This is a genomic window from Nocardioides sp. T5, from assembly GCF_048161455.1.
Classification (GTDB): Bacteria; Actinomycetota; Actinomycetes; order Propionibacteriales; family Nocardioidaceae; genus Nocardioides.
In genome coordinates, this window is sequence record NZ_CP182415.1 from 1,831,244 (window position 1) to 1,853,049 (window position 21,806).

Annotated in this window: 24 protein-coding genes and 1 pseudogene; 10 read left to right on the forward strand and 15 right to left on the reverse strand. The window is 69.4% G+C overall.

What is annotated here, in order from left to right:
* Window positions 1–75 precede the first annotated feature (75 nt).
* Entirely contained in the window at window positions 76–1,356 is a 1,281-nt protein-coding gene (locus tag ACNKF0_RS08905) for a wax ester/triacylglycerol synthase domain-containing protein (protein ID WP_416957590.1), read from the forward strand.
* Here the strand turns inward: ACNKF0_RS08905 and ACNKF0_RS08910 are convergent.
* Window positions 1,346–2,236 carry a PAS domain-containing protein gene (locus tag ACNKF0_RS08910; RefSeq protein ID WP_416957592.1) on the reverse strand — a complete coding sequence of 297 codons (891 nt, stop codon included), beginning with the start codon at window positions 2,234–2,236 and terminating at the stop codon, window positions 1,346–1,348. The two genes, ACNKF0_RS08905 and ACNKF0_RS08910, sit on opposite strands and share 11 nt — an antisense overlap.
* Window positions 2,237–2,516: 280 nt before the next feature.
* Here ACNKF0_RS08910 and ACNKF0_RS08915 point away from each other — a divergent pair, with 280 nt between their 5' ends.
* Window positions 2,517–3,029 carry a hypothetical protein gene (locus tag ACNKF0_RS08915; RefSeq protein WP_416957594.1) on the forward strand — a complete coding sequence of 171 codons (513 nt, stop codon included), beginning with the start codon at window positions 2,517–2,519 and terminating at the stop codon, window positions 3,027–3,029.
* 5 nt (window positions 3,030–3,034) lie between these two features.
* On the opposite strand, the gene ACNKF0_RS08920 is transcribed toward ACNKF0_RS08915, so the two are convergent.
* The 4 genes from ACNKF0_RS08920 to ACNKF0_RS08935 form a co-directional block, all read right to left on the reverse strand.
* Window positions 3,035–3,292 carry a GlsB/YeaQ/YmgE family stress response membrane protein gene (locus ACNKF0_RS08920; protein ID WP_416957596.1) on the reverse strand — a complete coding sequence of 86 codons (258 nt, stop codon included), beginning with the start codon at window positions 3,290–3,292 and terminating at the stop codon, window positions 3,035–3,037.
* Between the two features lie 238 nt (window positions 3,293–3,530).
* A complete protein-coding gene (locus ACNKF0_RS08925) occupies window positions 3,531–4,211 on the reverse strand; it encodes a potassium channel family protein (protein WP_416957598.1) in 681 nt (226 codons plus the stop codon).
* A 22-nt stretch (window positions 4,212–4,233) separates the two neighbouring features.
* Window positions 4,234–4,824 carry a potassium transporter TrkG gene (locus ACNKF0_RS08930; RefSeq protein ID WP_416957600.1) on the reverse strand — a complete coding sequence of 197 codons (591 nt, stop codon included), beginning with the start codon at window positions 4,822–4,824 and terminating at the stop codon, window positions 4,234–4,236.
* Window positions 4,794–5,465, reverse strand: a complete 672-nt coding sequence (locus tag ACNKF0_RS08935) for a potassium transporter TrkG (protein WP_416957602.1) — start codon at window positions 5,463–5,465, stop codon at window positions 4,794–4,796. Before ACNKF0_RS08935 ends, ACNKF0_RS08930 begins: the two co-directional genes overlap by 31 nt.
* Window positions 5,466–5,738: 273 nt before the next feature.
* Here ACNKF0_RS08935 and ACNKF0_RS08940 point away from each other — a divergent pair, with 273 nt between their 5' ends.
* The 3 genes from ACNKF0_RS08940 to ACNKF0_RS08950 all read left to right on the forward strand — a co-directional run bounded on the left by ACNKF0_RS08940 (window position 5,739) and on the right by ACNKF0_RS08950 (window position 9,621).
* Window positions 5,739–5,972 carry a hypothetical protein gene (locus ACNKF0_RS08940; protein ID WP_416957604.1) on the forward strand — a complete coding sequence of 78 codons (234 nt, stop codon included), beginning with the start codon at window positions 5,739–5,741 and terminating at the stop codon, window positions 5,970–5,972.
* Window positions 5,973–6,426: 454 nt separating this feature from the next.
* On the forward strand, window positions 6,427–8,874 hold the full coding sequence (gene uvrA, locus ACNKF0_RS08945; protein WP_416957606.1) for an excinuclease ABC subunit UvrA: 2,448 nt from the start codon (window positions 6,427–6,429) through the stop codon (window positions 8,872–8,874).
* Window positions 8,875–9,093: 219 nt separating this feature from the next.
* Window positions 9,094–9,621 (forward strand): GNAT family N-acetyltransferase, encoded by a 528-nt coding sequence (locus ACNKF0_RS08950; RefSeq protein WP_416957608.1) that lies wholly within the window; start codon window positions 9,094–9,096, stop codon window positions 9,619–9,621.
* A gap of 75 nt (window positions 9,622–9,696) precedes the next feature.
* Here ACNKF0_RS08950 and ACNKF0_RS08955 read toward each other — a convergent pair whose 3' ends face one another.
* The 4 genes from ACNKF0_RS08955 to ACNKF0_RS08970 form a co-directional block, all read right to left on the reverse strand.
* On the reverse strand, window positions 9,697–10,455 hold the full coding sequence (locus ACNKF0_RS08955; RefSeq protein ID WP_416957612.1) for an alpha/beta fold hydrolase: 759 nt from the start codon (window positions 10,453–10,455) through the stop codon (window positions 9,697–9,699).
* 4 nt (window positions 10,456–10,459) lie between these two features.
* A complete protein-coding gene (locus tag ACNKF0_RS08960; RefSeq protein WP_416957614.1) occupies window positions 10,460–11,401 on the reverse strand; it encodes a sigma-70 family RNA polymerase sigma factor in 942 nt (313 codons plus the stop codon).
* A gap of 36 nt (window positions 11,402–11,437) precedes the next feature.
* The gene (locus ACNKF0_RS08965; RefSeq protein ID WP_416957616.1) at window positions 11,438–12,343 is read right to left on the reverse strand and encodes a hypothetical protein; all 906 of its coding nucleotides are present in this window, start codon (window positions 12,341–12,343) and stop codon (window positions 11,438–11,440) included.
* 464 nt (window positions 12,344–12,807) lie between these two features.
* Complete coding sequence (locus ACNKF0_RS08970; protein WP_416957617.1) at window positions 12,808–13,410, reverse strand: dihydrofolate reductase family protein; 603 nt, start codon at window positions 13,408–13,410, stop codon at window positions 12,808–12,810.
* Window positions 13,411–13,520: 110 nt separating this feature from the next.
* On the opposite strand from ACNKF0_RS08970, the gene ACNKF0_RS08975 reads away from it, so the two are divergent.
* Window positions 13,521–14,372: a helix-turn-helix domain-containing protein gene (locus ACNKF0_RS08975; protein ID WP_416957619.1), complete on the forward strand. Its 852-nt coding sequence runs from the start codon at window positions 13,521–13,523 to the stop codon at window positions 14,370–14,372.
* 32 nt (window positions 14,373–14,404) lie between these two features.
* Here ACNKF0_RS08975 and ACNKF0_RS08980 read toward each other — a convergent pair whose 3' ends face one another.
* Window positions 14,405–14,938 (reverse strand): hypothetical protein, encoded by a 534-nt coding sequence (locus ACNKF0_RS08980; protein WP_416957621.1) that lies wholly within the window; start codon window positions 14,936–14,938, stop codon window positions 14,405–14,407.
* Window positions 14,939–15,006: 68 nt separating this feature from the next.
* Window positions 15,007–15,618: a GNAT family N-acetyltransferase gene (locus tag ACNKF0_RS08985; RefSeq protein ID WP_416957623.1), complete on the reverse strand. Its 612-nt coding sequence runs from the start codon at window positions 15,616–15,618 to the stop codon at window positions 15,007–15,009.
* Between the two features lie 210 nt (window positions 15,619–15,828).
* Here ACNKF0_RS08985 and ACNKF0_RS08990 point away from each other — a divergent pair, with 210 nt between their 5' ends.
* The 4 genes and pseudogenes from ACNKF0_RS08990 (at window position 15,829) to ACNKF0_RS09005 (ending at window position 19,283) form a co-directional block, all read left to right on the forward strand.
* Entirely contained in the window at window positions 15,829–16,653 is an 825-nt protein-coding gene (locus tag ACNKF0_RS08990) for a hypothetical protein (protein WP_416957625.1), read from the forward strand.
* A 98-nt stretch (window positions 16,654–16,751) separates the two neighbouring features.
* Window positions 16,752–17,237 (forward strand): annotated as a pseudogene (locus ACNKF0_RS08995) (2-phosphosulfolactate phosphatase); the annotation flags it as partial.
* Between the two features lie 35 nt (window positions 17,238–17,272).
* Window positions 17,273–18,673, forward strand: coding sequence for a sensor histidine kinase (locus tag ACNKF0_RS09000; RefSeq protein WP_416957627.1), 1,401 nt, complete (start codon window positions 17,273–17,275; stop codon window positions 18,671–18,673).
* Window positions 18,666–19,283: a response regulator gene (locus ACNKF0_RS09005; protein WP_416957629.1), complete on the forward strand. Its 618-nt coding sequence runs from the start codon at window positions 18,666–18,668 to the stop codon at window positions 19,281–19,283. The genes ACNKF0_RS09000 and ACNKF0_RS09005 overlap by 8 nt, the downstream gene beginning before the upstream one ends.
* A 75-nt stretch (window positions 19,284–19,358) precedes the next feature.
* On the opposite strand, the gene ACNKF0_RS09010 is transcribed toward ACNKF0_RS09005, so the two are convergent.
* From ACNKF0_RS09010 to ACNKF0_RS09025, 4 genes are all read right to left on the reverse strand, one after another.
* Window positions 19,359–19,940 (reverse strand): hypothetical protein, encoded by a 582-nt coding sequence (locus ACNKF0_RS09010; protein WP_416957631.1) that lies wholly within the window; start codon window positions 19,938–19,940, stop codon window positions 19,359–19,361.
* The gene (locus tag ACNKF0_RS09015; protein ID WP_416957633.1) at window positions 19,937–20,350 is read right to left on the reverse strand and encodes a hypothetical protein; all 414 of its coding nucleotides are present in this window, start codon (window positions 20,348–20,350) and stop codon (window positions 19,937–19,939) included. Before ACNKF0_RS09015 ends, ACNKF0_RS09010 begins: the two co-directional genes overlap by 4 nt.
* A 340-nt stretch (window positions 20,351–20,690) precedes the next feature.
* Window positions 20,691–21,122: an NUDIX domain-containing protein gene (locus tag ACNKF0_RS09020; RefSeq protein ID WP_416957635.1), complete on the reverse strand. Its 432-nt coding sequence runs from the start codon at window positions 21,120–21,122 to the stop codon at window positions 20,691–20,693.
* 50 nt (window positions 21,123–21,172) lie between these two features.
* Complete coding sequence (locus ACNKF0_RS09025; protein WP_416957637.1) at window positions 21,173–21,583, reverse strand: winged helix-turn-helix transcriptional regulator; 411 nt, start codon at window positions 21,581–21,583, stop codon at window positions 21,173–21,175.
* Window positions 21,584–21,806: the final 223 nt, after the last annotated feature.

Below are 21,806 nucleotides of genomic sequence, written 5' to 3' on the forward strand. Positions count from 1 at the left end.
ACGCCCGATCCGGGACCCTTGACCGCGGTTCCATCCGCGCGGATCCACCAGACTGGACCGCAGGAGGAGGTCCCGATGGAACGCCTGAGTCCGTTGTCCTACGCCTTCCTCGCGGCCGAGGACGTCGACCCGACCGCGTGCCTCGTCATCGGCTCGCTGGCCGTCCTCGACGGACCCGCCCCGCGCGTCGAGGACCTCCGCGAGCTCATCGCCTCGCGGCTGCCGACGGTGCCGCGCTACCAGGAGCGGGTGGTGCCCGGCCGGTTCGGGCTCCGTGCTCCCTCGTGGCAGGCCACCGCTGGGCTCGACCTGCGCCGGCACGTCGTCGTACGACGGGTCCCGGCGCCGGGAGGCCGCGCAGCGGTCGCCGGGCTGATCGCGGACTCCATGGCGGAGCGGATGGAGCGCGATCGACCGCTCTGGGACGTCACCCTGTGCGAGGGGCTCGCCGACGGGCGCTGGGGGCTGCTCTCCCGCGTGCACCACACCCTGGCCGACGGGGTGTCCGGCACGGGCCTCTACCGCGTCGTGTTCGACTCGGAGGCTCCCGCGGACGAGCCGCCGCCGACACCGCCCGGGACCGCGCCCGGCGTCACCGGGCGGAGCCTGGTGGCTGCGGCGCGGGGCGTCATCGAGCTCGGTGCGGCGATGCTGCCGGTGACGCGCGAGGGCCTGCTCGGTCCGCTCGACGGCACCCGGCGCTACGCGTGGACCGAGGTCGACATCGCCGAGACCGCCGTCGTACGACGCGAGCTCGGCGTGACGGTGAACGACCTCGTGCTCGGGGCGATCAGCGGTGGCCTGCGCGAGCTGCTGCTCGAGCGCGGACGGCAGCCGGACGCGCACGCCCTGCGCACCCTGCTGCCGGTGTCGTCACGAGCACCCGGCACGGCCGGCGTCCCCGGCAACCAGGTGACGCTCATGTTGTCGATGCTGCCGGTCGAGATCGACGACCCCGTCGAGCGCGTGCTGCAGGTCCACGAGCGCGTGGCCGGGCTGCGCCGGGCGCACGAGCCCGAGGCGGGGGTGGTGCTGCAGGCGCTGGCGGGCCTGCTGCCGTTCCCGGTCCTCGACCTCGGCCTGCGCTGGGGGCTGCGCGTGCCCCAGCAGCAGGTCTCGACCGTGACGACCAACGTGCCCGGGCCTCGCACCCCGTTGACCTGCCTCGGCCGACCGGTGCGGCAGCTGCTCCCGGTCGTGCCGATCGCCGACCGGGTACGACTGGGGTTCGCGGTGCTCAGCTATTGCGACCACCTGGTCTTCGGCATCACGGCGGACGGGACCAGCACGCCCGACGTCGAGGTCCTCGCTGCGAAGGTCGCCGACGCGTGGCGGTCGGTCCTCGCTACGGTTTGACGACCTCGCGCAGGGTTGCCATCGCTCGCCCGACGGCCTCGCGAGCGGCGTCGATCCGCGCCGCGATCGGGGGTGCCGCGCGCGTCAGGGCGCGGTCGAGCTCGAGCTCGGCCGCGAACAGGTCCTGGAGCACCTCGGAGTGCACCGCGTCGAGGAGGCGTTCGCGCTCCTCGATGCGGGCCAGGCGCTCGCTGCGCCGGATGTTGCAGACCACGCTCTGCGACCCGGGTTGGGTGTAGAGGTCGGTCACCGCCACCTCCACCCAGGTCCACGAGGCGTCCGTCCGGATGCGCAGCTCGCCGACCCGCTCGGCGCGGGTCGGGTCGGCGGCCAGCAGGTCCGCGAACTCCTGGTGGTCCTCGAGGTGGATGCGGTCGGTCAGGGGTGCACCCACGACCTCGTCGACCGGCCAGCCGAAGAGGTTCGCGACCGCCGGGCTGGCATAGCTGACGACCTGGTGCCCGTCGATGAGCACGGCGGCATCGCTGGAGCGCTCCATCAGGTGCCGGACGGCGTCACCGAGGTTGAGCGAGGCGCCGACGATGCCGATCAGCTCCCCGTCGCGGTGCACGCCACTGTCGGTGACAAGCGCGTGCAGCACCTGGCCCCCGCGCCGCTGGACCGTGAACCCGCCGGACCAGGAGCGGCCCTCGCGCAGAGCGTTCATGATCTCGGCCGCCGCCTGTTGCGACACCCCCGGCACGGTCACCTCCGTGATGTTGCGCCCCACGGCCTCCGCGGCGGGCCAGCCGTAGAGCTGCTCCGCGGCGGCGTTCCACGACAGGACCGTCCCTTGGACGTCCGTGGCGATCACGGCGTGCCCGAGCGCGCTCAGCTGCTCGTCGGCGGACGGACGCACGGTGAGTTCCTCGGTCTTCATCGATCCAGCGTGCACCCCGTCGCCCCGGGTGGTCACGGGGCGAAAGTCCCCGGCCGGAAGGGCCGGGGTGGGCTCGCGGCACGGGTAGGAATCACCTGTGTCGGGGGAGTCGCCGCCCCGTCCGTCGGATGACGATCGTCGTGCTCGAGCCACACGAAGGGACCATCTGTGCGAATGCATCTCCTGCAGCTCCGGCGTCGAGCAGGAGCGCGTGATCCGTGAGGCCCTCGCGGACGGCTGAGTGCTGCGGGTTCCTGCCACGCCGTCGGGTCCGGTCGTCGTGCCGACCCTGACGGTGTGGTGCTACGGCACTCCGCTCGGCGCCACTGCCGGGTCGGTGCGGCTCCGGCGGCTGGAGCAGGCGCGTGCGCTCGAGGTCATCGACGCCATCGTCGTGTCCTGGGCACCCGGCGCCCACCGCCCCCGTGTCACGCGCCTGTGGCCTCCGGCGGACGTGGGCACGCGGGTGCCGTCGGTCCTGGTCGCCCTGCTCCGTACCGCGCTCCTCGCCTCGCACAACGGTGATCCGCTTCCTGCGGACGTGGTCGACCGGATCTCCGCAGCCGGTGTGGAGCCCGCGTTGCTCGACGCGGTCACCGCACGACTCGTCCCTCGCACCTCGGCCCTGCTGGTGCTCTCCGGTGTCGAGGACCTCTCGGTCGTCGTCCCGTCGGTGCGGCAGCGGATCGTCAGCGGGGAGGTCACCCTGTTGCGGGCGGACCTGCCCGACGACGGGCCGGAGCTCCTCCGCACGGCGGTCGGCCTCGAGCCGCCGCCGACCGGTCGGCAGTAGCGGGTTCAGGCCCGGCGCTTGTCGTACCAACCCCAGGCGAGGGTGAGCAGCAGGGCCCCGACGAACGAGCCGATCAGCCCGCTGGGGCGCAGCTCGAGGCCGTCGCCGGCGAGCAGGCTCGCCAGCAGGCCGCCGACGAAGGAGCCGAGCAGACCGGTCACGATCGCGATCGTCCAGTTCACGTCGCGCATCGACTGGCCGAGCACCATCTGTGCCAGGGCGCCGGCCACCATGCCGAACAGGATGATGGCGAGGATCAACATGGCGCGACCCCAGTGGTCCTGGAGCAGCAAGCGGGGTCGGCGACTTCGATGTCGTCCTCCCAGGTGATCAGGCTGTCGGGTCGGTCGGTCACAGCGTCCTCCTCGGTCCGTGTCCTCGCGAACGTAGGACCGACCGTCGCCGGAGGGGTCACCCTTCTCGGGCGAGTTCCTCGAAGGAGGGACGCGAAGCGCCGCCGACATGCCCGGTGAGCCCGCGAGCGCGCCTACGACCCGGGGCTCACCAGGCCGCACCTGGTTTCCGGCGCTCGGTCCGGGGTCCGTTGTCGTCGCCGAGCGCGCTGAACTGCTCGACCTTGTCCTTGGGCCCGGAGATGACGATCTCGGCGCCCTCGCGGAGCACGGTGCTCGGGGTGGCGTAGGTGAAGTCCTCGCCGTAGGGCTTCACCCCGACGATGGTGATGCCGTACTCCTGCCTGACGCCGTAGCCGGCCAGGCTGCGACCCATCAGGGCGCGGGGCGGCCTGGTCTTGGCGAAGGCATAGCCGTCGTCGAACTCGATGTACTCGATCATCCTGCCGGTGACGAGGTGGGCGACCCGTTTGCCCATGTCGTGCTCGGGTCGGACGACGTGGTGGACGCCGATCTGGTTGAGGATCCGGGCGTGTGACTTGCTGATCGCCTTGGCCCAGACGTTGCGGACGTCGAGCTCGAGGACCACTGACGCCGAGAGGATGCTCGCCTCGAGGTTGGTGCCGACGCCGATGACGGCGCGGTCGAACTCGGCGACTCCGAGCTCGCGCATGGCGTCCAGGTCGGTGGAGTCGGCCTCGACCACGTGGGTCAGACGACCTGCGAGGGTGCGCACGACCTTGGGATCGGAGTCGACGCCGAGGACCTCGACGCCTTCCTTGGTGAGCTCGAGAGCCAGGGAGCGGCCGAACCGGCCCAACCCGACCACGACCACGCCTTGGGAGTTGTTCCTAGCCAATGAGTGGCCTTCCTTCCGGGAGACGGTGCAGGCGGGAGTGGTCCCGCAGCGCGAGCGCGGACACGAGAGTGATGGGGCCGAGGCGTCCGACGAACATCAGCAGCGCCAGGACCAGGTGGGCTGCTGCCGGTAGGTCGGCGGTGATGCCTGTCGAGAGTCCGACGGTGGCGAAGGCGGACACCACTTCGAAGAGGGCGTCCTCGGTAGCCACGTCGCTCAGCTGCAGGATGACCAGCGTCGACACCACCACGGCACCCAGGGCCAGCAGCGCCACGGTGAGCGCCTGGCGGATGGCGCGCGGGTCGATCCTCCGGCCGAAGGCCGTGACGTCAGCCTCCCCTCGCACCTCGGCGAAGATCACGAAGAACAGCAGGACGAACGTGGTCACCTTGATGCCGCCCGCAGTGCCCGCGGACCCGCCACCGATGAACATGAGCATCTCGGTGCCCAGCAGTGTGCCGTCGGCCATCTGGCCGTAGTCGAGGCTGTTGAAGCCGGCGGTGCGCGGCATGACAGCCTGGAAGAAGCCCGCGAGCAGACGGTCGGGGGTGCTCAGCGCGCCGAGGGTTGCGGGGTTGTCCACTCGCTGGCCGTCACGAAGACCGTGCCGAGGACCAGGAGACCGGCAGTCACGGCGAGCGTCATCTTGGTGTGCATGCTCCATGCCCACGTGGGGTGGAAGCGGCGGTAGAGCTCGAGCCACACCGGGAATCCCAGTCCGCCCGCAATCACCGCGAACGCGATCGGCAGGCAGATCCACGGGTCGGACACGAACCCCATCAGGCTGTCGCTGTACAGCGCGAACCCGGCGTTGTTGAACGCCGAGACTGCGTGGAACACGCCCAGGTAGGTCGCGCGTCCCCACTCCTCCTCGTATCCCCACGCGAACCGCAGCGTGAGGAGCACCGCGGTGACGGTCTCGAAGAGCAGGCTGATGGCCACGACGCCCTTTACCACGGTCCGGACGTCGCCCAGTCCGGTTGCCTTGGTCTCAGCAGCAGCGGTCAGGCGCGACCGCAGCCCCAGGCGGCGGAAGACCAGCAACCCCAGCAGGGAGGCCAGCGTCATGATCCCGAACCCGCCGACCTGGATCAGAGCGAGGATCACCACCTCCCCGAAGGTCGACCAGTACGACGGCGTGTCCACCACGACGAGCCCGGTGACACACACGGCGCTGGTGGAGGTGAACAGGGCAACGATGAACGGGGCGCCCCCTTCTCCCACGCGAGCCGGGGGAGCATCAACAGGGCCGTGCCGACCAGGACCGCCAGCGCGAAGGCGACGACGACGACCTGGGCAGGGTGCCTCAGCCAAGGGCGGTCATCCCTCCGCAGGATCCGCGTGAGCGATGCCGTCACCCGACGAGGTTAGGGCACACGCATCGGTCCGCCGCGACTGCGCGCCGCGCCGGACCACTGTGGGGCGATGGCTGGCACGAGCAGAGTCAGCGACTCGACAGCCGGGGCGAAGCGTTCCGCGCCGCGTAGCCTCGTTTTTGTGGACAGCATCACCTACGTCGAGTTGCGTGATCTGCCGTACGGCGGCCCGTTCTGGGATCACGAGGGCTGCATCGGCGATGAATGGCTGCTTTGGGACTCCCTGGGCCTGTCTCGTGCAACGTACGACGCGTGCATGAGGTGGACGGGCGACTCGTCCGGGAAGGTTCGGCTGCTTCGTCGACTGCGCGATGAGTTGCCGCTGTCGATCACGGTCGAGGACTCGCCCGGCTGAGCCGGGCCCCACGCTTTGCGGCGTTGCTACCGGTTGCGTCGGCTCAGGCGTAGGAAGAGCAGGGTCACCGTCACGCTGTAGATGAACAAGAACAAGACGATGAGCAGCTCAAAGCGGTCCTGGAACATGACGCACATGCTTCCCGGAGCCTCTACCTCGACGATGGCTGGGGTCTCCGTTGGCGTCTCGTGCGTCGCGGGCCACCTGGCAGGCTGTCGGCCGAGCAGGACTAGGGGTCTTGCGGCTGCGCCACCCGCGGTGCCTGCTGGAGCATGCCTACTCCTACCGAAGCTCGCCAAGTGCGAGACGCCTACCTCCTGCCTTACTCCAACAACACCCTCCTGACCTACACGTACCGGCTGGACCGCCTCTCACTCGACCCACGCCACCGCCTGTTGAGGTGTGCCGGGAAGACAACCGGCCGACGACCCGGTAGGCAGTGACGATGATCGACATGACGGACCCCTTCGTGCACGTCCGCGGAGCCAGTGAGCACAACCTGCGCGACGTCGACGTCGACCTCCCGCGCAACGCGTTCGTGGCGTTCACCGGGGTGTCGGGCTCGGGCAAGTCGTCGCTCGCCTTCGGCACTCTGTACGCCGAGGCGCAGCGTCGCTACTTCGAGTCGGTCGCGCCCTACGCGCGCCGGCTGCTGCAGCAGGTCGGGGCGCCGCACGTGCAGGAGATCACCGGTCTCCCGCCGGCCGTCGCGCTGCAGCAGCGGCGCGGGGCACCGAGCTCGCGCTCGACGGTCGGCACGATCACGACGCTCTCCAACCTGCTGCGCATGCTCTACTCGCGCGCCGGCGACTACCCCGAGGGTGCCGCCCACCTCGCTGCCGAGGCGTTCTCGCCCAACACCGCCGCCGGCGCCTGCTCGCGCTGCGGAGGTCTCGGTGTCGAGCACGACGTCGCCGAGGACCTGCTCGTGCCGGACACGTCGTTGAGCATCAGGGAGGGCGCGATCGCTGCGTGGCCGGGTGCGTGGCAGGGTGCCAACCTCCGCAGCATCGTCAGCGGTCTGGGCATCGATGTGGACCGGCCGTGGAAGCGGCTGGCCAGGAAGGACCGCGACTGGCTGCTCTTCACCGACGAGCAGCCGTCGGTGCTGATCAAGCCCGAGCGCGACCGGATCGACCACGGTTACTACGGCAAGTTCTGGAGCGCCCGCAAGCACGTCATGCACGTGCTGTCCGACTCGCAGAGCGAGCGGATGCGCGAGCGCGCGCTGCGGTTCGTGCGCGACTCGCCGTGCACGGTGTGCCACGGCAGCGGGCTCAAGCCGGAGTCCCTGGCGGTGACCTTCGCCGGTCGTTCGATCGCCGAGGTGAACGCGTTGGCCCTGGGCGACCTCGTCGCGCTGCTGCGTCCCGTCGCCGGAGCCACGGTGGACGACGGGGCCACCGAGGCGGCGGTCAGGATCTGCACCGACCTCGTCGCCCGCCTGGAGGTGCTGCTCGACCTCGGGCTCGGCTACCTCAGCCTGGGTCGCGGGTCGACGACGCTGTCGCCCGGCGAGGCACAGCGGCTGCGGATCGCCACGCAGCTGCGCTCCGGACTGTTCGGGGTCGTCTACGTGCTCGACGAGCCGTCGGCCGGGCTGCACCCCGCCGACGCCGAGCCGTTGCTCGGCGTGCTCGACCGGCTCAAGGCGTCGGGCAACACGCTGTTCGTCGTCGAGCACGACCTCGACGTCGTACGCCGGGCCGACTGGGTCGTCGACATCGGGCCGGGGGCGGGCGAGGGCGGCGGACGCGTGCTCTACAGCGGACCGGTCGCCGGGCTGGAGGCCGTGGCCGGGTCGGTCACCGGCGACTACCTGTTCGGTCGCGTCGAGCCGCTCGAGCACGAGCCCCGTGAGCCGCACGGCTGGTTGCACCTGCGCGGAGTCACCCGTCACAACCTCGAGGACGTATCGGTCGACCTCCCGCTCGGTGTGCTCACCGCCGTCACCGGGGTGTCCGGCTCGGGCAAGTCGACGCTCGTGACCCAGGTCCTCGCCGAGCTGGTACGCGACCGGCTCGGGCTGGCGCCCGAGGATCCCGACGACGCCGCGCTCGAGATCGACGTTGACGACGTGTTCGGGCTCGAGGCGTTCGACCGGCTGGTGCGCGTGGACCAGCGCCCGATCGGACGCACCCCACGGTCCAACCTGGCGACGTACACCGGCCTGTTCGACGCCGTGCGCAAGGTCTTCGCCGGGACCGACGAGGCGCGCGCTCGGGGATACGGCGCCGGGCGCTTCTCGTTCAACGTCGCTGAGGGCCGGTGCGACACGTGCCAGGGCGAGGGATTCGTGTCGGTCGAGCTGATGTTCCTGCCCGGCACCTACGCGCCGTGCCCGACCTGCCACGGTGCGAGGTACGACGCCGCGACGCTCGAGGTGACCTACCGCGACCGCAACGTCGCCGAGGTACTGGCGATGTCGGTCGACGAGGCCGCGGTCTTCCTGGCCGACGTCCCGGCGGCGGCGCGGAGCCTGGACACGTTGCGCGAGGTCGGGCTCGGCTACCTGCGGCTCGGCCAGCCCGCCACCGAGCTGAGCGGTGGTGAGGCCCAGCGCATCAAGCTCGCCACCGAGCTGCAGCGGGCACGGCGCGGGCACGCGCTCTACCTGCTCGACGAGCCCACAGCAGGGCTGCACCCGGCGGACATCGCGCTGCTCGTGCGCCAGCTGCACCGGCTCGTCGAGGCAGGCAACACCGTCGTCCTGGTCGAGCACGACCTCGACACGATCGCCACCGCCGACTGGGTCATCGACCTCGGCCCCGGTGGGGGAGACAAAGGCGGGACCGTGGTCGCGATCGGCACCCCCGCACAGGTCGCCGAGGCTGCGGCGAGCGCCACGGCGCCGTACCTCGCGCGGCGCCTGGGGGACCGGCGGGCGCTGGCGGGTCACTGACGCTGGCACTCGTACGCAGAGGTGCGTCAGCGCGCTGACGCGAGAACGCCCCCGCCTGACGAGCAGATCGGGGGCGTCCTCGGAGCATGTGATTCAGATGTCGTAGTAGTTAGTGCTCCAGCGCGTTGACCTGCGCAAAGTCGCGTCAATCGAGGTTGTGGGGTGCGCGTGGTACGCACAATGCACGCACGACATAGCTTCTCGTTAGAGTCCTCATTCGTGCAGGATGACTTGAGTGTTCGTGACGCGACGGCGGACGACCTCCCGGCTACGGCCTCGATCATCGCCACCCACGCCGGTGGGACGGTCGATGAGTGGCACACGCGCTTCGCCGAAGTCCTCGCTGACCCTGCACGCCTCTTCATCGTTGCGGAGGCCGATGGGGCCGTCGTGGGATTCGGCCAAGCGCGATTCGTGGCATCCCGCGATAGTTCCGGCGGAAGCACCGCTCCGGGTGGCTGGTACCTCAGTGGTGTCACCGTCGCGTCAGGGTATCGGCGGCGGGGAGTAGGCCGCAGGCTGACCGAAGCACGGTTGGAGCGGCTCGAAGGTCAGGTCGTCTACTACGCCGCCGCTCCCGAGAACGCGGGGACGATCGCCCTTCACGAGCGGCTGGGATTCATCCCGAGCGGCAGTGTCACGTTGGCCGGCCAGCATGAGGCATTGCTGCTTTTTCGTCGGGAGCCAGCAATGGCTGACGTCCGGGCCCGGGGCGCCGCTGGCGTGAACCGGATGATCAGCCCGTAACCCACGAAGCTGGCCATCACTGCGACCGGTGTTGGTCGGGGTGATGCGCAGCTGGCGGCCGTGAAGTCCAGCAGTTCAGGCATGCTGGGCCGGATGTGCCCGTCTGATCGGCATGAGGGTCGGCGACGGTTGCGTGCCCAAGAAGGTGGCGACCACGTCCCTGATGAGGCCAGGGTGCTCGACGAGCAGGAGGTGGCTGGCATTGGGTACGACCGCTAGTTGCGCCTGCGGAAGGGCGCGATACATCGCGATGGTGTGCTCGAGGGTGACGAGGTCGTCGTCCCCGGCGAGGACGAGTGTCGGGCAGGGGACGCCGAGCAGCTCGCTTGGTGTCGGGCTCGCCTCGGTCGCAACGGCATCGACGATCTTGCGCACCACCACGTGGAGGTGGTCTCGCCCATCGGGAGAGACCTCGCCGTACGCGTCGAGAATCTGCTCCGGCAGCTCGCCGCCGGATGATGGCTTGAAGAGCAACCCGTCGGGATCGAAGACGGCGCTGACCAGCACGAGCTTCTCCACGAGGTCAGGACGGAGGAGAGCAACCTGCAGCGCCACGGTGCCGCCGGCGCTGTAGCCGACCAGCTTGGCTGGACCGCCGACGACGTCCTCCAGAAAGGCGATCGTGTCTCGCGCCATGAGCTCGACGGTGATCGGGCCAGGCATGTCGGGCGTGCGCCCGTGACCTCGTCGGTCTGGACGGTAGAGCCGGAAGTTGGACGCGAGCTGGTCGAGATTGCCGTCGAAGCAGCGGCTGTCGGTGAGTCCGCCGTGCAACAGCACGACGGGTTCGCCCGCTCCACGCTCGTCGTGCCACATGGATGCAATGTTCGTCATGCCACTACATACGCACCGTTTGGTCGAGAGTCATCGGGAGGCCGAACGTGTGCATGAGGGACGGTTCCAAGAACGTGGTGATGCGTTCGATGCCGGTGCCGCGCAGGTCGATGACAGCCACACCCAGAGCTTCGCCGTCCCGGTAGAGACCGAAGGCCGGCGACCCGTTGGCAGAGGTGCGCACCAACTGGCCGTTGGCGCACACAGTGGCGCCGCCGAGGAGGGCCTCATGGATCGCCGCCCGTCCCTGCAGCCACCACAGGTAGGGGGGCATCGACATCGTGGCGTCCTCATGCAGGAGCGTGACCAGAGCCGCGATGTCGTGTGTGGTGAACGCCTCTACGTAGCGGGACAGCAACGACTCGTCATGTGGGCTGAGGTCTGCATCGTGGGGGCGGGGGAGAGCCATCGTGGTCCGCGCGCGCTGGAGAAGGCTGTTGACGGCGGTCGGGCTCGTGTTGAGCAGGTCGGCGACCTCCGCGGCGGACCAGCCCACGACCTGCCTGAGGATCAGCACAGCGCGCTGTCGGGGCGGGAGCTGCTGGAGCGCGGCCATGAAGGCGAGCCGAATTGTCTCTCGCTGCACGGCAAGTTCCGCGGGGTCGCCATCATCGGGTAGAACGCGATGGTCCGGCACCGGTAGAACGAAGCGCGAGAGGTTGACGGCCGAGCCCGGGTCCGGTCCTGGTGTAGAGGCCGACGTCAGGTCCATGGCCAAGCCACGGCGCTGGCTGCTGCGCAGCATGTCGATGCAGACGTTGCTCGCTATCCGGTACAACCAGGTACGCAGCGCGGCCTTGCGTTCGTCGAAGCTGTCGGCTTTCCGCCAGGCGCGGATCATCGTCTCCTGGACGGCGTCCTCGGCCTCGCCGAGATCGGCGAGCATGCGGTAGCAGTATCCGGTCAGGTCGACACGGTGGCCTTCCAGGCGCTCCTCGAACCCCATCAGCCTGATCCTAGGTGCGGCTGTCGCTCGGGACCGTCAACCGCGCGATTCGCTCGTCCATACGCCGCTCCTAGTGCCGTCATCGCCGACGAGCAGGACGCGGTCACCGTTCGTTGCCGCGATCAGGGTGTGATCGCTCGCGGTGGTTGGGTGCATGGGGGCGGGGAGCCTGCGCCAGGCCGACTCGCCGAGAGGGGTGCTCCACAGTTCGTAGGTGTCGCCGGTGCTGACGGTGGCGAGGAGTTCGTCCTTCGTGATGGCCGTCGAGGCGACGTACGGCGTTCCTCGCCAAGAGCCGGCGACGCGACCGAACTCGACCGCAGGCTGCCAACCGTCGTCCGTGCGTGTCCACGACGCGAAGCCATCTCCCGCGAGGCCGACGGCCTGAAGGTGGCCGTCGGCCAGCAGCACTGCCCGGTGCATGTCCTCGGGCGTGGAGCTCGACGGCACGTCCTCGGGCGCCCACCTCAGCCCGTCGGAGGAGGTCCAGACGGCCGGGTCCCGGTCTGCCATCGACCCGCGCTGTGCTCCGCCGCCGACCAGGGTCCACCCTCTGGCGTCCCAGACGCCCGACTGGGCGATGGCCTCGTAGCCGGTGGGACCCGTCAGCGCGGGCTCGCCCTCGACCTTGGTGAAGGCGCTGGCATCGTCAGTGACCCAGACGCTGGGGCCGGAGAGCCGGTTGCCGGCGATCAGCCAGCCTTCGGGGCCACCCGTGATGGGTCCGACGCCCGTGGCTGTGACACCGCCGTACTGGGTGAACACCGCAGGAACGTCCACCAGTGACCGGTCGCTGTGCTGCTTGAAGGTGGTGACACGTGGGTTGCCGTGGGCGCCTCCAGATCGTGCTCCCACGACCGCAATCCGGTTGCGGGAGCAGGCAATCGAGTTGAGGATCGCTCGGTGTCCCCAGTAGGTCGTGGTGTTGATGGTGACGGGCACCCACCGGACGTCGTCCGTCGATGACCAGGCGGCTGGGCGTGTGTCTCGCGTCTGCGATGGCTCGTCCAGGTAGACCGCACCCACCAGCCACCAGGCGTCGTCACACCAGGTGGCGTCGCGGAAGACGCTTCGGCCCGGGAGCCCGGGGTGCTGCGGCACTGTGCCGCGAACCCACGCGCGGTCGTTTGTCGGCGTCGAGGGCCGTTCGGAGGTGCATCCGGCGAGGGACACGCTCAGCGACACCAGCACGGCCATCCATCCGCGGCGGCGACGTCGCGAGCCCACGCGCGGATGGTGATGGTCGGTCATGTGTTCTCCTGTACGGGCACGTCGGATCGGCTGGTGAGGCACGGGCTCGTTCCTCGGCCACCAGTTCGGAGATGACTGTGTGGCGCTAGGGCGCACTTGCGCACCGGGTGTTTGTCACAGTTCAGCCGTGTTCCGCCCTCCGGCATGGCGGGCAGTCACGCGTCACCGTCGTGGTCGATGTCGTAGGTGAGGACGATGCTGCCAAGGGAGGTCGTGTCGCAGCCGGTCAGCTTCAGCGACAGGGGCGAGGGGAGCTCGCCGAAGAGTCGCGTCCCGGATCCAAGCACCAGGGGATGGACGAAGAGGCGGAGGCCGTCGATCAGGTTCTGTTGGAGCAGGTGGCGGACCAAGACGCCACTGCCGAGGATGACTAGGTCTCCGGTGCCGGCGGACTTGAGGCGTCTGACGTTCGAGGCGAGGTCGCCCGTCATCACGGTGGTGTTGTCCCAGGTGACGTCGTTGTAGTCGAGCGTCGAGCTGGCCACGTGCTTGGGGGTGGCGTTGAGGTGCGCGGCCATGAGGTTGGTGTCGGGTTGGTGGGGCCAGAATGCGGCCATCTTCTCGTAGGTCCGACGACCGAAGAGGTAGGTGCTCGTTCCTGCCAGCCCGTTGCGTCCGTTCGTGGTGTGAATGGCGTCGGCGAAGCGGGCTCCCCACCCGCCGTGCTTGAACCCTCCAGAGCGGTCCTCGTCGGGCGATCCCAGGCCCTGCATGACTCCGTCGACGGACAGGAACTCGATCGCGATCAGCTTGCGCATGGTGTGTACTCCTTTCGGGGCATACCCTCGCGCTCGCCGACGGGGTTCGCCTTGTACGAAATTGACCGGGACGACGTGTCGACCGTTCCGAGCGGTGGGAAGGGGGCGGCGTGCGCGACGTGGCAGGGCGAGAGCCCGGTCCGGTGCTCGTGAGACACCCGGCGCATCCCGGCCTGCGCGGGATGGTCGCTGGGATGGTGGGCTACCGCGAAGACACCACGCGACGAGTGGTGCGGCGTCAACCGGCGGGGAGCCTGATCCCGCTGGTCGTGTCCTTCGGTCCTCGACTGGAGATCCTCGACCTTTCTCACGGCACGGGGCTGGGGCCGAAGGAGTCCTTCGTCGTCGGCTTGATGCCCGGGCACGCGACCACCGCCTTCGCCAGCAGCCAGCACTGCCTGCAGGTCTACCTGACTCCGCTCGGCGCGGCGCGCCTGCTCGACGCACCCGCGGCTTCCATCGCCTGTTCCGTGGTGGACCTCGCCGACGTCATCCCCGCCTTCGACGAGGGGTTCCGGGAGCGCCTCTGGGCTGCACGCAGCTGGGACCGTCGCTTCGAGGTGATGGATCGTGCGCTGCTGCAACGCCTCGCGGGCTCTGAGTCCGCCGATCCGATGGTGGCCTGGATGTGGCACCAGATCGACCGCAGTCGTGGAACCGCGCGCATCTCGGCGCTGGTGCGGGAGACGGGGCTGAGTCACCGGCACGTGTCGTCCCGGTTCAAGCAGACGATCGGCGCGACCCCGAAGGTCGCCGCAGCCGTGGTGCGCTTCGAGTGGGCAGCGCAAGCGCTCCACCGCGCGTCGATCGCCGACGTCGCAGCGGCCTACGGCTATGCCGACCAGAGCCACTTGATCCGCGAGTTCCGGCGTTTCAGCGGCGAGACTCCGACGCAGTTGCGCGAGGCGCGGCGACCCACCGCCCACACCGCCCTCGGAGGCGTCACCGACGACGCCTCCTGAGCACGCGCGGCCACCGGACCTTGATCAGGATGTCAGGACAGGTGGTCCGGTTGCTCGTCCACGCACCACAGGTACGGCAGCTCCTGACCTGTCATGGTGATCGGCCGCAGGTCGCTCGCCGCCTCGAGCGCGGCGAGGGTCGACACCTCCGCGGGCAGGCATCGGTACACCGGGTCGGCAGCGCGCCACCGCGTGACCCATTGCCGGATGCAGCGGAGGATCTCAGCCGTTGAGGGGCGCAGGTCCTGGTCGTCGATCAGCCAGAAGGTCACGATCGCGGTCCGCTCCGGGTCAATCCGGCTGACGTGCACGTGCGTTCCGGTGCGCTCGAGGTACTCCCCGAGTGGGCGCAGGTAGACACAGCCGAGCTCGCGCTCACCGTCGTGGTCCAGCACTGCATATGCGTACGCAGTGCCGTCCACGTGCTCGGCCTCGTGGACTGCCATGAGCCGGCGGGCCCCGTCGCGGCCGAGATCCGCGGGCCATCGGCCTGCGCTGTGGGCGTGGATCGCCTGGGAGCTGGCACGGTACGCCGCCAGGTCCAGGTCGAGGAGGTGACTCGACAACGGGACGATCCGCAGATCACCCTCCACCGACTTCGGCTCGGGCCACCGTCTGGGCCGAGGCGCTCGCGTCATGCGGTGGTGTCCCATTCATCAAGATCGCTCGGGTGGAGCCACTCAGCCGCCAGAGCTCCGAACACCACAGAGTCGACCCACTCGTCCTTGATGAACGCGTTCTGCCTGAGGTGCCCCTCGCGCCGCATTCCGACTCGCTCGCACAGGCGCAGACTCGCCCTGTTGCGGGGGTCGACGCGTGCCAGCACCCGGTGCATCCCGTAGGTCTCGAACGCAATTCGCATGAGCGCGTGAACCGCTTCGGTCGCGAAGCCGCGCCCGCCGGCCTCGGGGTTGAATGCCCAGCCCGTCTCTCCGCGCGACATGGTCTCGTCGACCGGCCAGAGCACCACGTCTCCGATGAGACGGCCCTGCCGCTCCACTACGAGCGACAGCGCGGACCCTGGTCCGTCGAGCTGTGTCCGCTTGACCCGTTCAGCGATGCGCCTCTCTGCTTCCGCACGGGTCCACGGCCCCCATGGGACGTGGGCGACCACGGTGGGGCGGGCGTAGTAGGCCAGCGAGTCGTCGACGTCGTCGACCGTGTAGCCACGCAGGCTGAGCCTGGCTGTGTGGTGGGGAAGGATGAGACCGGGGGAGCGGACCGTGGTCGGTTGCTTCGGAAACACGCGTTCCTGCCTCTTGCTCGTGCCCTTGCGTCGCCACGCTCGGCAGCGCCGGGCAGTGTCTGTTGATTCACACACATGCCATCTGGCCGCGTTAAACTGTACAGTGAAGTTCGGGTTATTGGCGAGGGTGCTGTTTGGCGTGGGTCGCGTTCGGACTTCGATGTGCTCGCATACGGAGAGTCGATATGGCAGTTGGGGGATGAGGACGGCATGGGCGTCGAACTGATCGAGATCCCGGTCGACGCTGTAGTCAGCGCGGCTGCTCGCTTGGCGCGGGCTGGGGCGAGCGACGCGGCGTTGGCCTTGCTACCAGCCGGCAGTCAGGATGCGCGCGTGCTCCTCGCGCGTGCCCAGGTCGAGATTGGCCGCAGCTACTTGACGGGTACTCGTGGGCCTCGTGCCGGGCTCCTGCGAGCTCGCGCGGCCGTGGCGCGTTCTGAGGACCTCGTGCTGGCGTGGGACGTCGGGCTGCTGCAGGTGCGCGCTGACCTCTACGATGCCTTGTTCACGCCCGGCACACGGCTGGGTAGTGATGAGGGCCGGGACCCGGCGACGGTCGAGCGGTTGCGCGAGGCGATCGATCACCTGCGTAGCACCGCTCCTGACGAGGGACGGCGCGCGTGGGCCGACTTCATGCTTGGCACAGTGTTCGACAACCTCTACGGCGTGCGGGACGTGGCGCCTGCGTTGTACCGGTCGGCGTTGGCGCCCGCTCTTGCTGCGGGTGATGACTACCTTGTCTACGAGGTGCTGCGGCACCTGGGCGACCACTCCCACGATGGCGGCGAGATGGACGTTGCACGGGAGGAGTGGGAGGCCTCGGCCTTCCACGCGGCACGCTCAGGCAGCGCCCTCGCGATGCTCAACCAGTTGATCTTGCTGGCGCAGCTGGCTCGTGAGCGCGGCGACGAAGCAGGCGCGAGACTTCTCGGCTCAGAGGTGGGCCGGTGGGCCGAGGGTCTCGGAGCGACCCGGTTGCACAGTCAGGCCGCGGCCTTCGCTGCTGGTGCAGATCCGACGCGTGACGGCGGATGAACCCCGTCGTGCGCATCATCGGGACCGGTGAGGCGATGACATCTGCCGCGGACGCCGCGGTGGTCATCGATGTGCTTCGCGCCTTCACGGTCACCCCCATGCTCTACGTCCACGGTGCGCGGACTGTTTGGCTTGCGACGGACGAAGCGAACGCGCTCGCGACAGCACGGCGGCTGCGCGCAACTCGTCCCGTCGTGGTCGCTTTGAAGGATGGTCCGCCTGCCCCCGGGTTCGGGCTGGTGAACTCCCCAGGGCGAGTGGCCCAACTCGACCTCACTGATCACGACGTCGTGCAGACGACGGCAAACGGCACTCGCGGCGTCTTAGCACTTGCGGGGGTCCCACTTGTGCTAGCGGGCAGCCTCGTCAACGCATCGGCCACCGCTGCGGTGGTCCGCGAGGCTGGTCCGAGACGAGTGCACCTGGTCGTGACCGGCGCCTCAGGGACAGCTGACGAGGACGTTGCGTGCGCCGAGCTGATCAGAGCACGGCTACTGGGGAACCAGGTCGACCAGCGAGCGCTGGTCGAACGCGTACGCGCTTCCCAGGCTGCCCAGGACCTCGCCGCGGGCCTCGATGCAGCGTTCCCGGGCGTTCACGCTGACGACGTCCGGCTCGCGTGCCAGGTGGACAGCATCGACGTCGCGCTCGTCCGGCAGCACCAGCGCGATCTTGTACTCATGCGTCCCGTCCTGGTTCCGGGCACACGCCGTACGCGTCGTCGCGGCGCCGCGGCAACGCCGACCGCGTCGGGGTGATGATGACCATGAGTCTGGCCGAGACCTTCCCGCCCAGCCGCACGCTGACGCGGGCGCGGCTGCTGACGGTGGTCTGGCTCCTCTCCTCCGTCCTGAGTGTCGTGCTGCTGCCATTGGTCGGTGTGGGCCGGGAGGGTGCCACGGTCCTGCGGGTCAGCGGTGTCGTGGGAGTGGCTGCCTTCTTCGGCGCGCAGGTGCTGGTGATGTGGTCGGCGGTGACCCCGTGGGCAACCACCCGGACGCACCGCCGCCGGCAGCTGCTGTTCGTGGCAGCGGCGGTCCTGAGTGTTCCGATGGTCGCGCCGGTAGCTGCGGACCAGTGGGCCACGTGGGCGTGGCTGGCGGCGAGCGTGATCGGGACGGCGCCACTGATGTGGTCCTGGTCCTGGGCGACGGTGGCCTCCCTGGCGGCACTGGTGACGAGTGTGCTGGTGGCGATGGTGTTCGACGGGGAGGTGTTCCAGTACGCCGCCGTGACACTGAGCGTGGGTGTTGGACTCGCGCTGGTGAACCGTGCGCCGGTGTGGTTGTGGGAGCTGCTGGTGCGTGCCGAGGCGACCCAGAGGGTCGAAGCGCGGGCAGTGGCCGCCGATGAGCGAAACCGGTTCGGACGCGACGTACACGACATCCTCGGGCACGACCTCACGGTCATCGCGCTGAAGTCCGAGCTGGCAGCCCGCACCGCCGACGCCGACCCCGCGTCCTCGGCCCGTGAGGCCGAGGAGGTCCGCGCCATTGCCGAGTCGGCGCTCGGTCGCCTCCGAGGTGCGCTCGCGCCGCGGCGGCAGGACCTCGACGTGCGGTCCGAGGTGGACCAGATGGCGCGCATCCTCGCCGCCGCCGGGCTGCACACCGACGTCGAGGCCAGCGACGTTGACGGCTCGGCCCCAACGCTGCGTGCACTCACGATGGCGGTGAAGGAGGCGACGACCAACGTGCTGCGGCACAGCGATGCTCAGCGGTGTCGAATCGTCCTGCGCTCGGACGGGGATCGTGTGCGGCTCGAGGTGACCAACGATCGACCCCGCGCGGGCCGGTCGCCGCACGGACCGACCCGGACGGGTTCGACCCGGACGGGTTCGACCCGGACGGGTTCGACGTCGTCGGGCGCCAGCCCCTCGAGCTCCGGTCTGAACGGTCTGCGTGAGCGCGTGATCGGCGTCGGGGGCACCTTCGCCGTCCATCGCCGCGCGGACTCGTTCACGATCGACGTCTCGGTGCCCGCCGTGGTGCCTGACGGGGGTCTGGTGGGTCATGAGTGAAACGCTGAGAGTCATCGTCGCTGACGACGAGACGACCATCCGTGCAGCCCTCGCGGCGCTGCTGTCGCTCGAGGCCGACCTCGAGGTGGTGGCGCAGGCCGCTGACGGCCGGGAGGCCATCGACCAGGCTCGTCGCCATCGTCCCCACGTCGTCGTCCTGGACCTCGAGATGCCCGGGCCGGACGGGATCGCCACAGCGGCGGAGCTGCGTCGCTCGGTGCCTGACTGCGCGGTGGTGCTGTTGAGCGGCCGCGGGCGCCCCGCCCACCTCCGCGACGCCCTCGAGGCCGGTGCCTCTGCGTTCGTGGCCAAGGGCGCACCGGCTGGCACCCTCGCCGAGGTCATCCGGGATGTGCGGCACGGCGAGCGTTACGTCGACCCCGCGCTGGCCGCCGACGCGATCACCGCACCGCCCAACCCCCTGTCCGAGCGGGAGCTAGAGGTGTTGCGCCTCGCTGCGCTCGACCTCCCCACCGCGGTGATCGCGCGTCGTACGAACCTCGCTGGAGGGACCGTGCGCAACTACGTCGCGGCCGCGACCGCGAAGCTGGGCGCCCAGTCGAAGGGGCAGGCCATTGCGATCGCCCGAGCTCACGGGTGGATCAGGTAGCACGTGGTGCAGCGTCCGGTGACCGACCGCACCAGACCGGGAGGGGCCACAGGGGTGGTGCGGTCGGTCCTGGTGTCATCCGGCGACCGCGACGATGAGCGCTGCAGCACCGAGGGGCACGTCTAGGAGGATGCAGAACTCGGCCATCGAACGGGGGACGACGTCGTTGCGGCGCCAGTGCCGGTAGTCCCACAGTGCGTGGCTGAGCAGTACGAGTCCCGCCAGGGCGAGTCCGACCCGCGGTGCAATCAGCAATGCGACGACAGCCAGACCGCCGAAGCCAAGCATCGCCAGGCTCTGCTCGGACAGCATCCGACGGGGTGAGCCGAGGGCCAGCCCAACGACGACCATGACGCCCACGTATCCGGCGAGGCCCCACCACCAGGGGACGCCAGCGAGCTCGGTCACGGTGACGGCCACGCTGCTCGCGATGATCCCGGCCCAGGCGACCCACCGCCGGTCCAGGGCGGCGGCGGCCAGGTAGCAGGACGCCGCTGCTGCGACCGTGATCGCGGTGCCCTCGGTGTTCACGCCGACCACGATCTGCCATGCGGCGACGAGAAGACCCACGATGCTGGGCCAGTGGCCCCAAGCGGCCCGTCGCGCGGACGCGTGGACTGGTCCAGTGTCGGTCGTGACGTGGTCGGGAGTCGTCACGACGACAACCTTGTCGAGGCGGGATCCCTGATCTTCTCGAGGCTCGTCCGGTGGTGGTCGTGATGCGCGGTGGTGTACTCGTGGCGACGCAAGAGCATGGCCAGCAGCATGAAGCCGAGCATCAGCACATGCCCGTATGACATCACCGCGGCGTCGTTCACGACGCCTGCCCAGTGCAACGGGTAGAGCACGATGAACCCGGCGTACATGGCCAGGCTCATCTCCCATGCAGGCGCCCAGCCGTGTCCCCGGTACCGCATCCAGGCCACCATCGGTACCGACATCGCCGTGGCCATCACGATGGTGTCGACCTCGACCGACCGAAGGACACTCGTCGGAGCCGTGCCGGCGATGGCCAACGTCCAGGCCGGGTGCAGGACGAGCATCCCCGCCGCCATCGCGACGACCATCTCGACGTAGTGCGCCAAGAACCTGGCAGCTGCGGCGGCCCTCATGAGCGACCCCCGCCCACGGGTCCGAGCTCCTGGGCTGTGGGGGACGGCGTGCGCACTGACGGGGGAGTGGCGTTGTCGATGCGGGCGTCGACGGCGCGCGGGCTGGTGGGGCGGGGCAGAGGTGCTGGTCTGGTCGGGAGAGGTCGCGCCGGCCGGGGATTGTTGTGGACGTTCTCGTGAGTGAGCATGGCACTGACCTTGCGTCCGGTCACCGCATCTTCGACCCGTGCACTTGGCACGAACCATGCGTGCATCGCGCCTTCGCCTGAAAAGTGCCTCTCGACCTTTGGAGTTGCTACACCTCGCCGAGCAGGGCACCTTGACCGCCAGCAAGGGCGTGCCCCTGGGTCAAGGGAATCCAATAGCACTCGAACCGCTTGGGGTCGCTCCCGTCGTCAGGGTCGTCCTCGCTGCTCACCCACCGCTCCGGAACCGGACCGTCCACCTCGAGGATGAAGACGTGTCGATGATGCGTCTCCCACCGGTACGGAGCCATGTCGTACGTGGTCTCGCCCACCTTGCGCGTCACGCGCAATCCGTCCAGTCCCGTTTCCTCCGCTGCCTCGCGTAGAGCCGCGGCTGCGGGTGGCTCGCCCGGCCGAATGCTGCCCGCAGGAACCTGCAGCCCTGACTCGTCCCAAGGCTCGTCCAGGTGTCGGAACACCAGAAGCCGACGGTCTCGGACGACGTAGCAGACGACCTTCTGCTTCGGTACACGTGCTGGCATCGGAGGAATAGTAGGTCTCGTCGACGGCGGGGGAGTGATGTCGAGCAAGCTCAGGACAAGACCGGGGCCTCGGCACCCGGGCCGGTCTCGACGTCGATGTCGCCGGCACGCATGACCTCGCCGCAGGCCGCGCAGTGGGGTTCCACGTGCGTCACCTGACCGCAGGCGTGGTGCCGGTACAGCGTCGGGGGGCCTGCCTCGCCGGCGGTCCACCGATCACCCCATGCCGCGATCGCGAGGAGGACGTCGATGAAGTCCGCCCCCTTCTCGGTGAGGACGTACTCGTGACGCGGCGGGCGCTCGGAGTAGGCCACGGCTTCGAGCAGTCCCAGCTCGACCAGGTGCCGCAGTCGCTCAGCCAACACCTTTCGCGACACCCCCAAGTCCTGCCGAAGCTCCTCGAAACGTCTGATCCCGACGTGCACGTCACGCAGCACGAGCACCGACCACGGCTCCGCCACCACCGGCAGGCTGCGCGCGATCGAGCACTCCATCAGCGAGAAGTCGGTGCGATGCATGGGTCCTCCGGACGGTCAGTTCCTTGACGGAACTCACAGCATACGCCTACGGTCGGGTCCATCTCTTGAAGGAACTTACTGGCGTGGGGGATCTCCATCGTGACTGGCGCACGTGAACGTTCTACGACCTCCCGTGACGAATCCGAAGATGCCGCGGGGTGGCGCG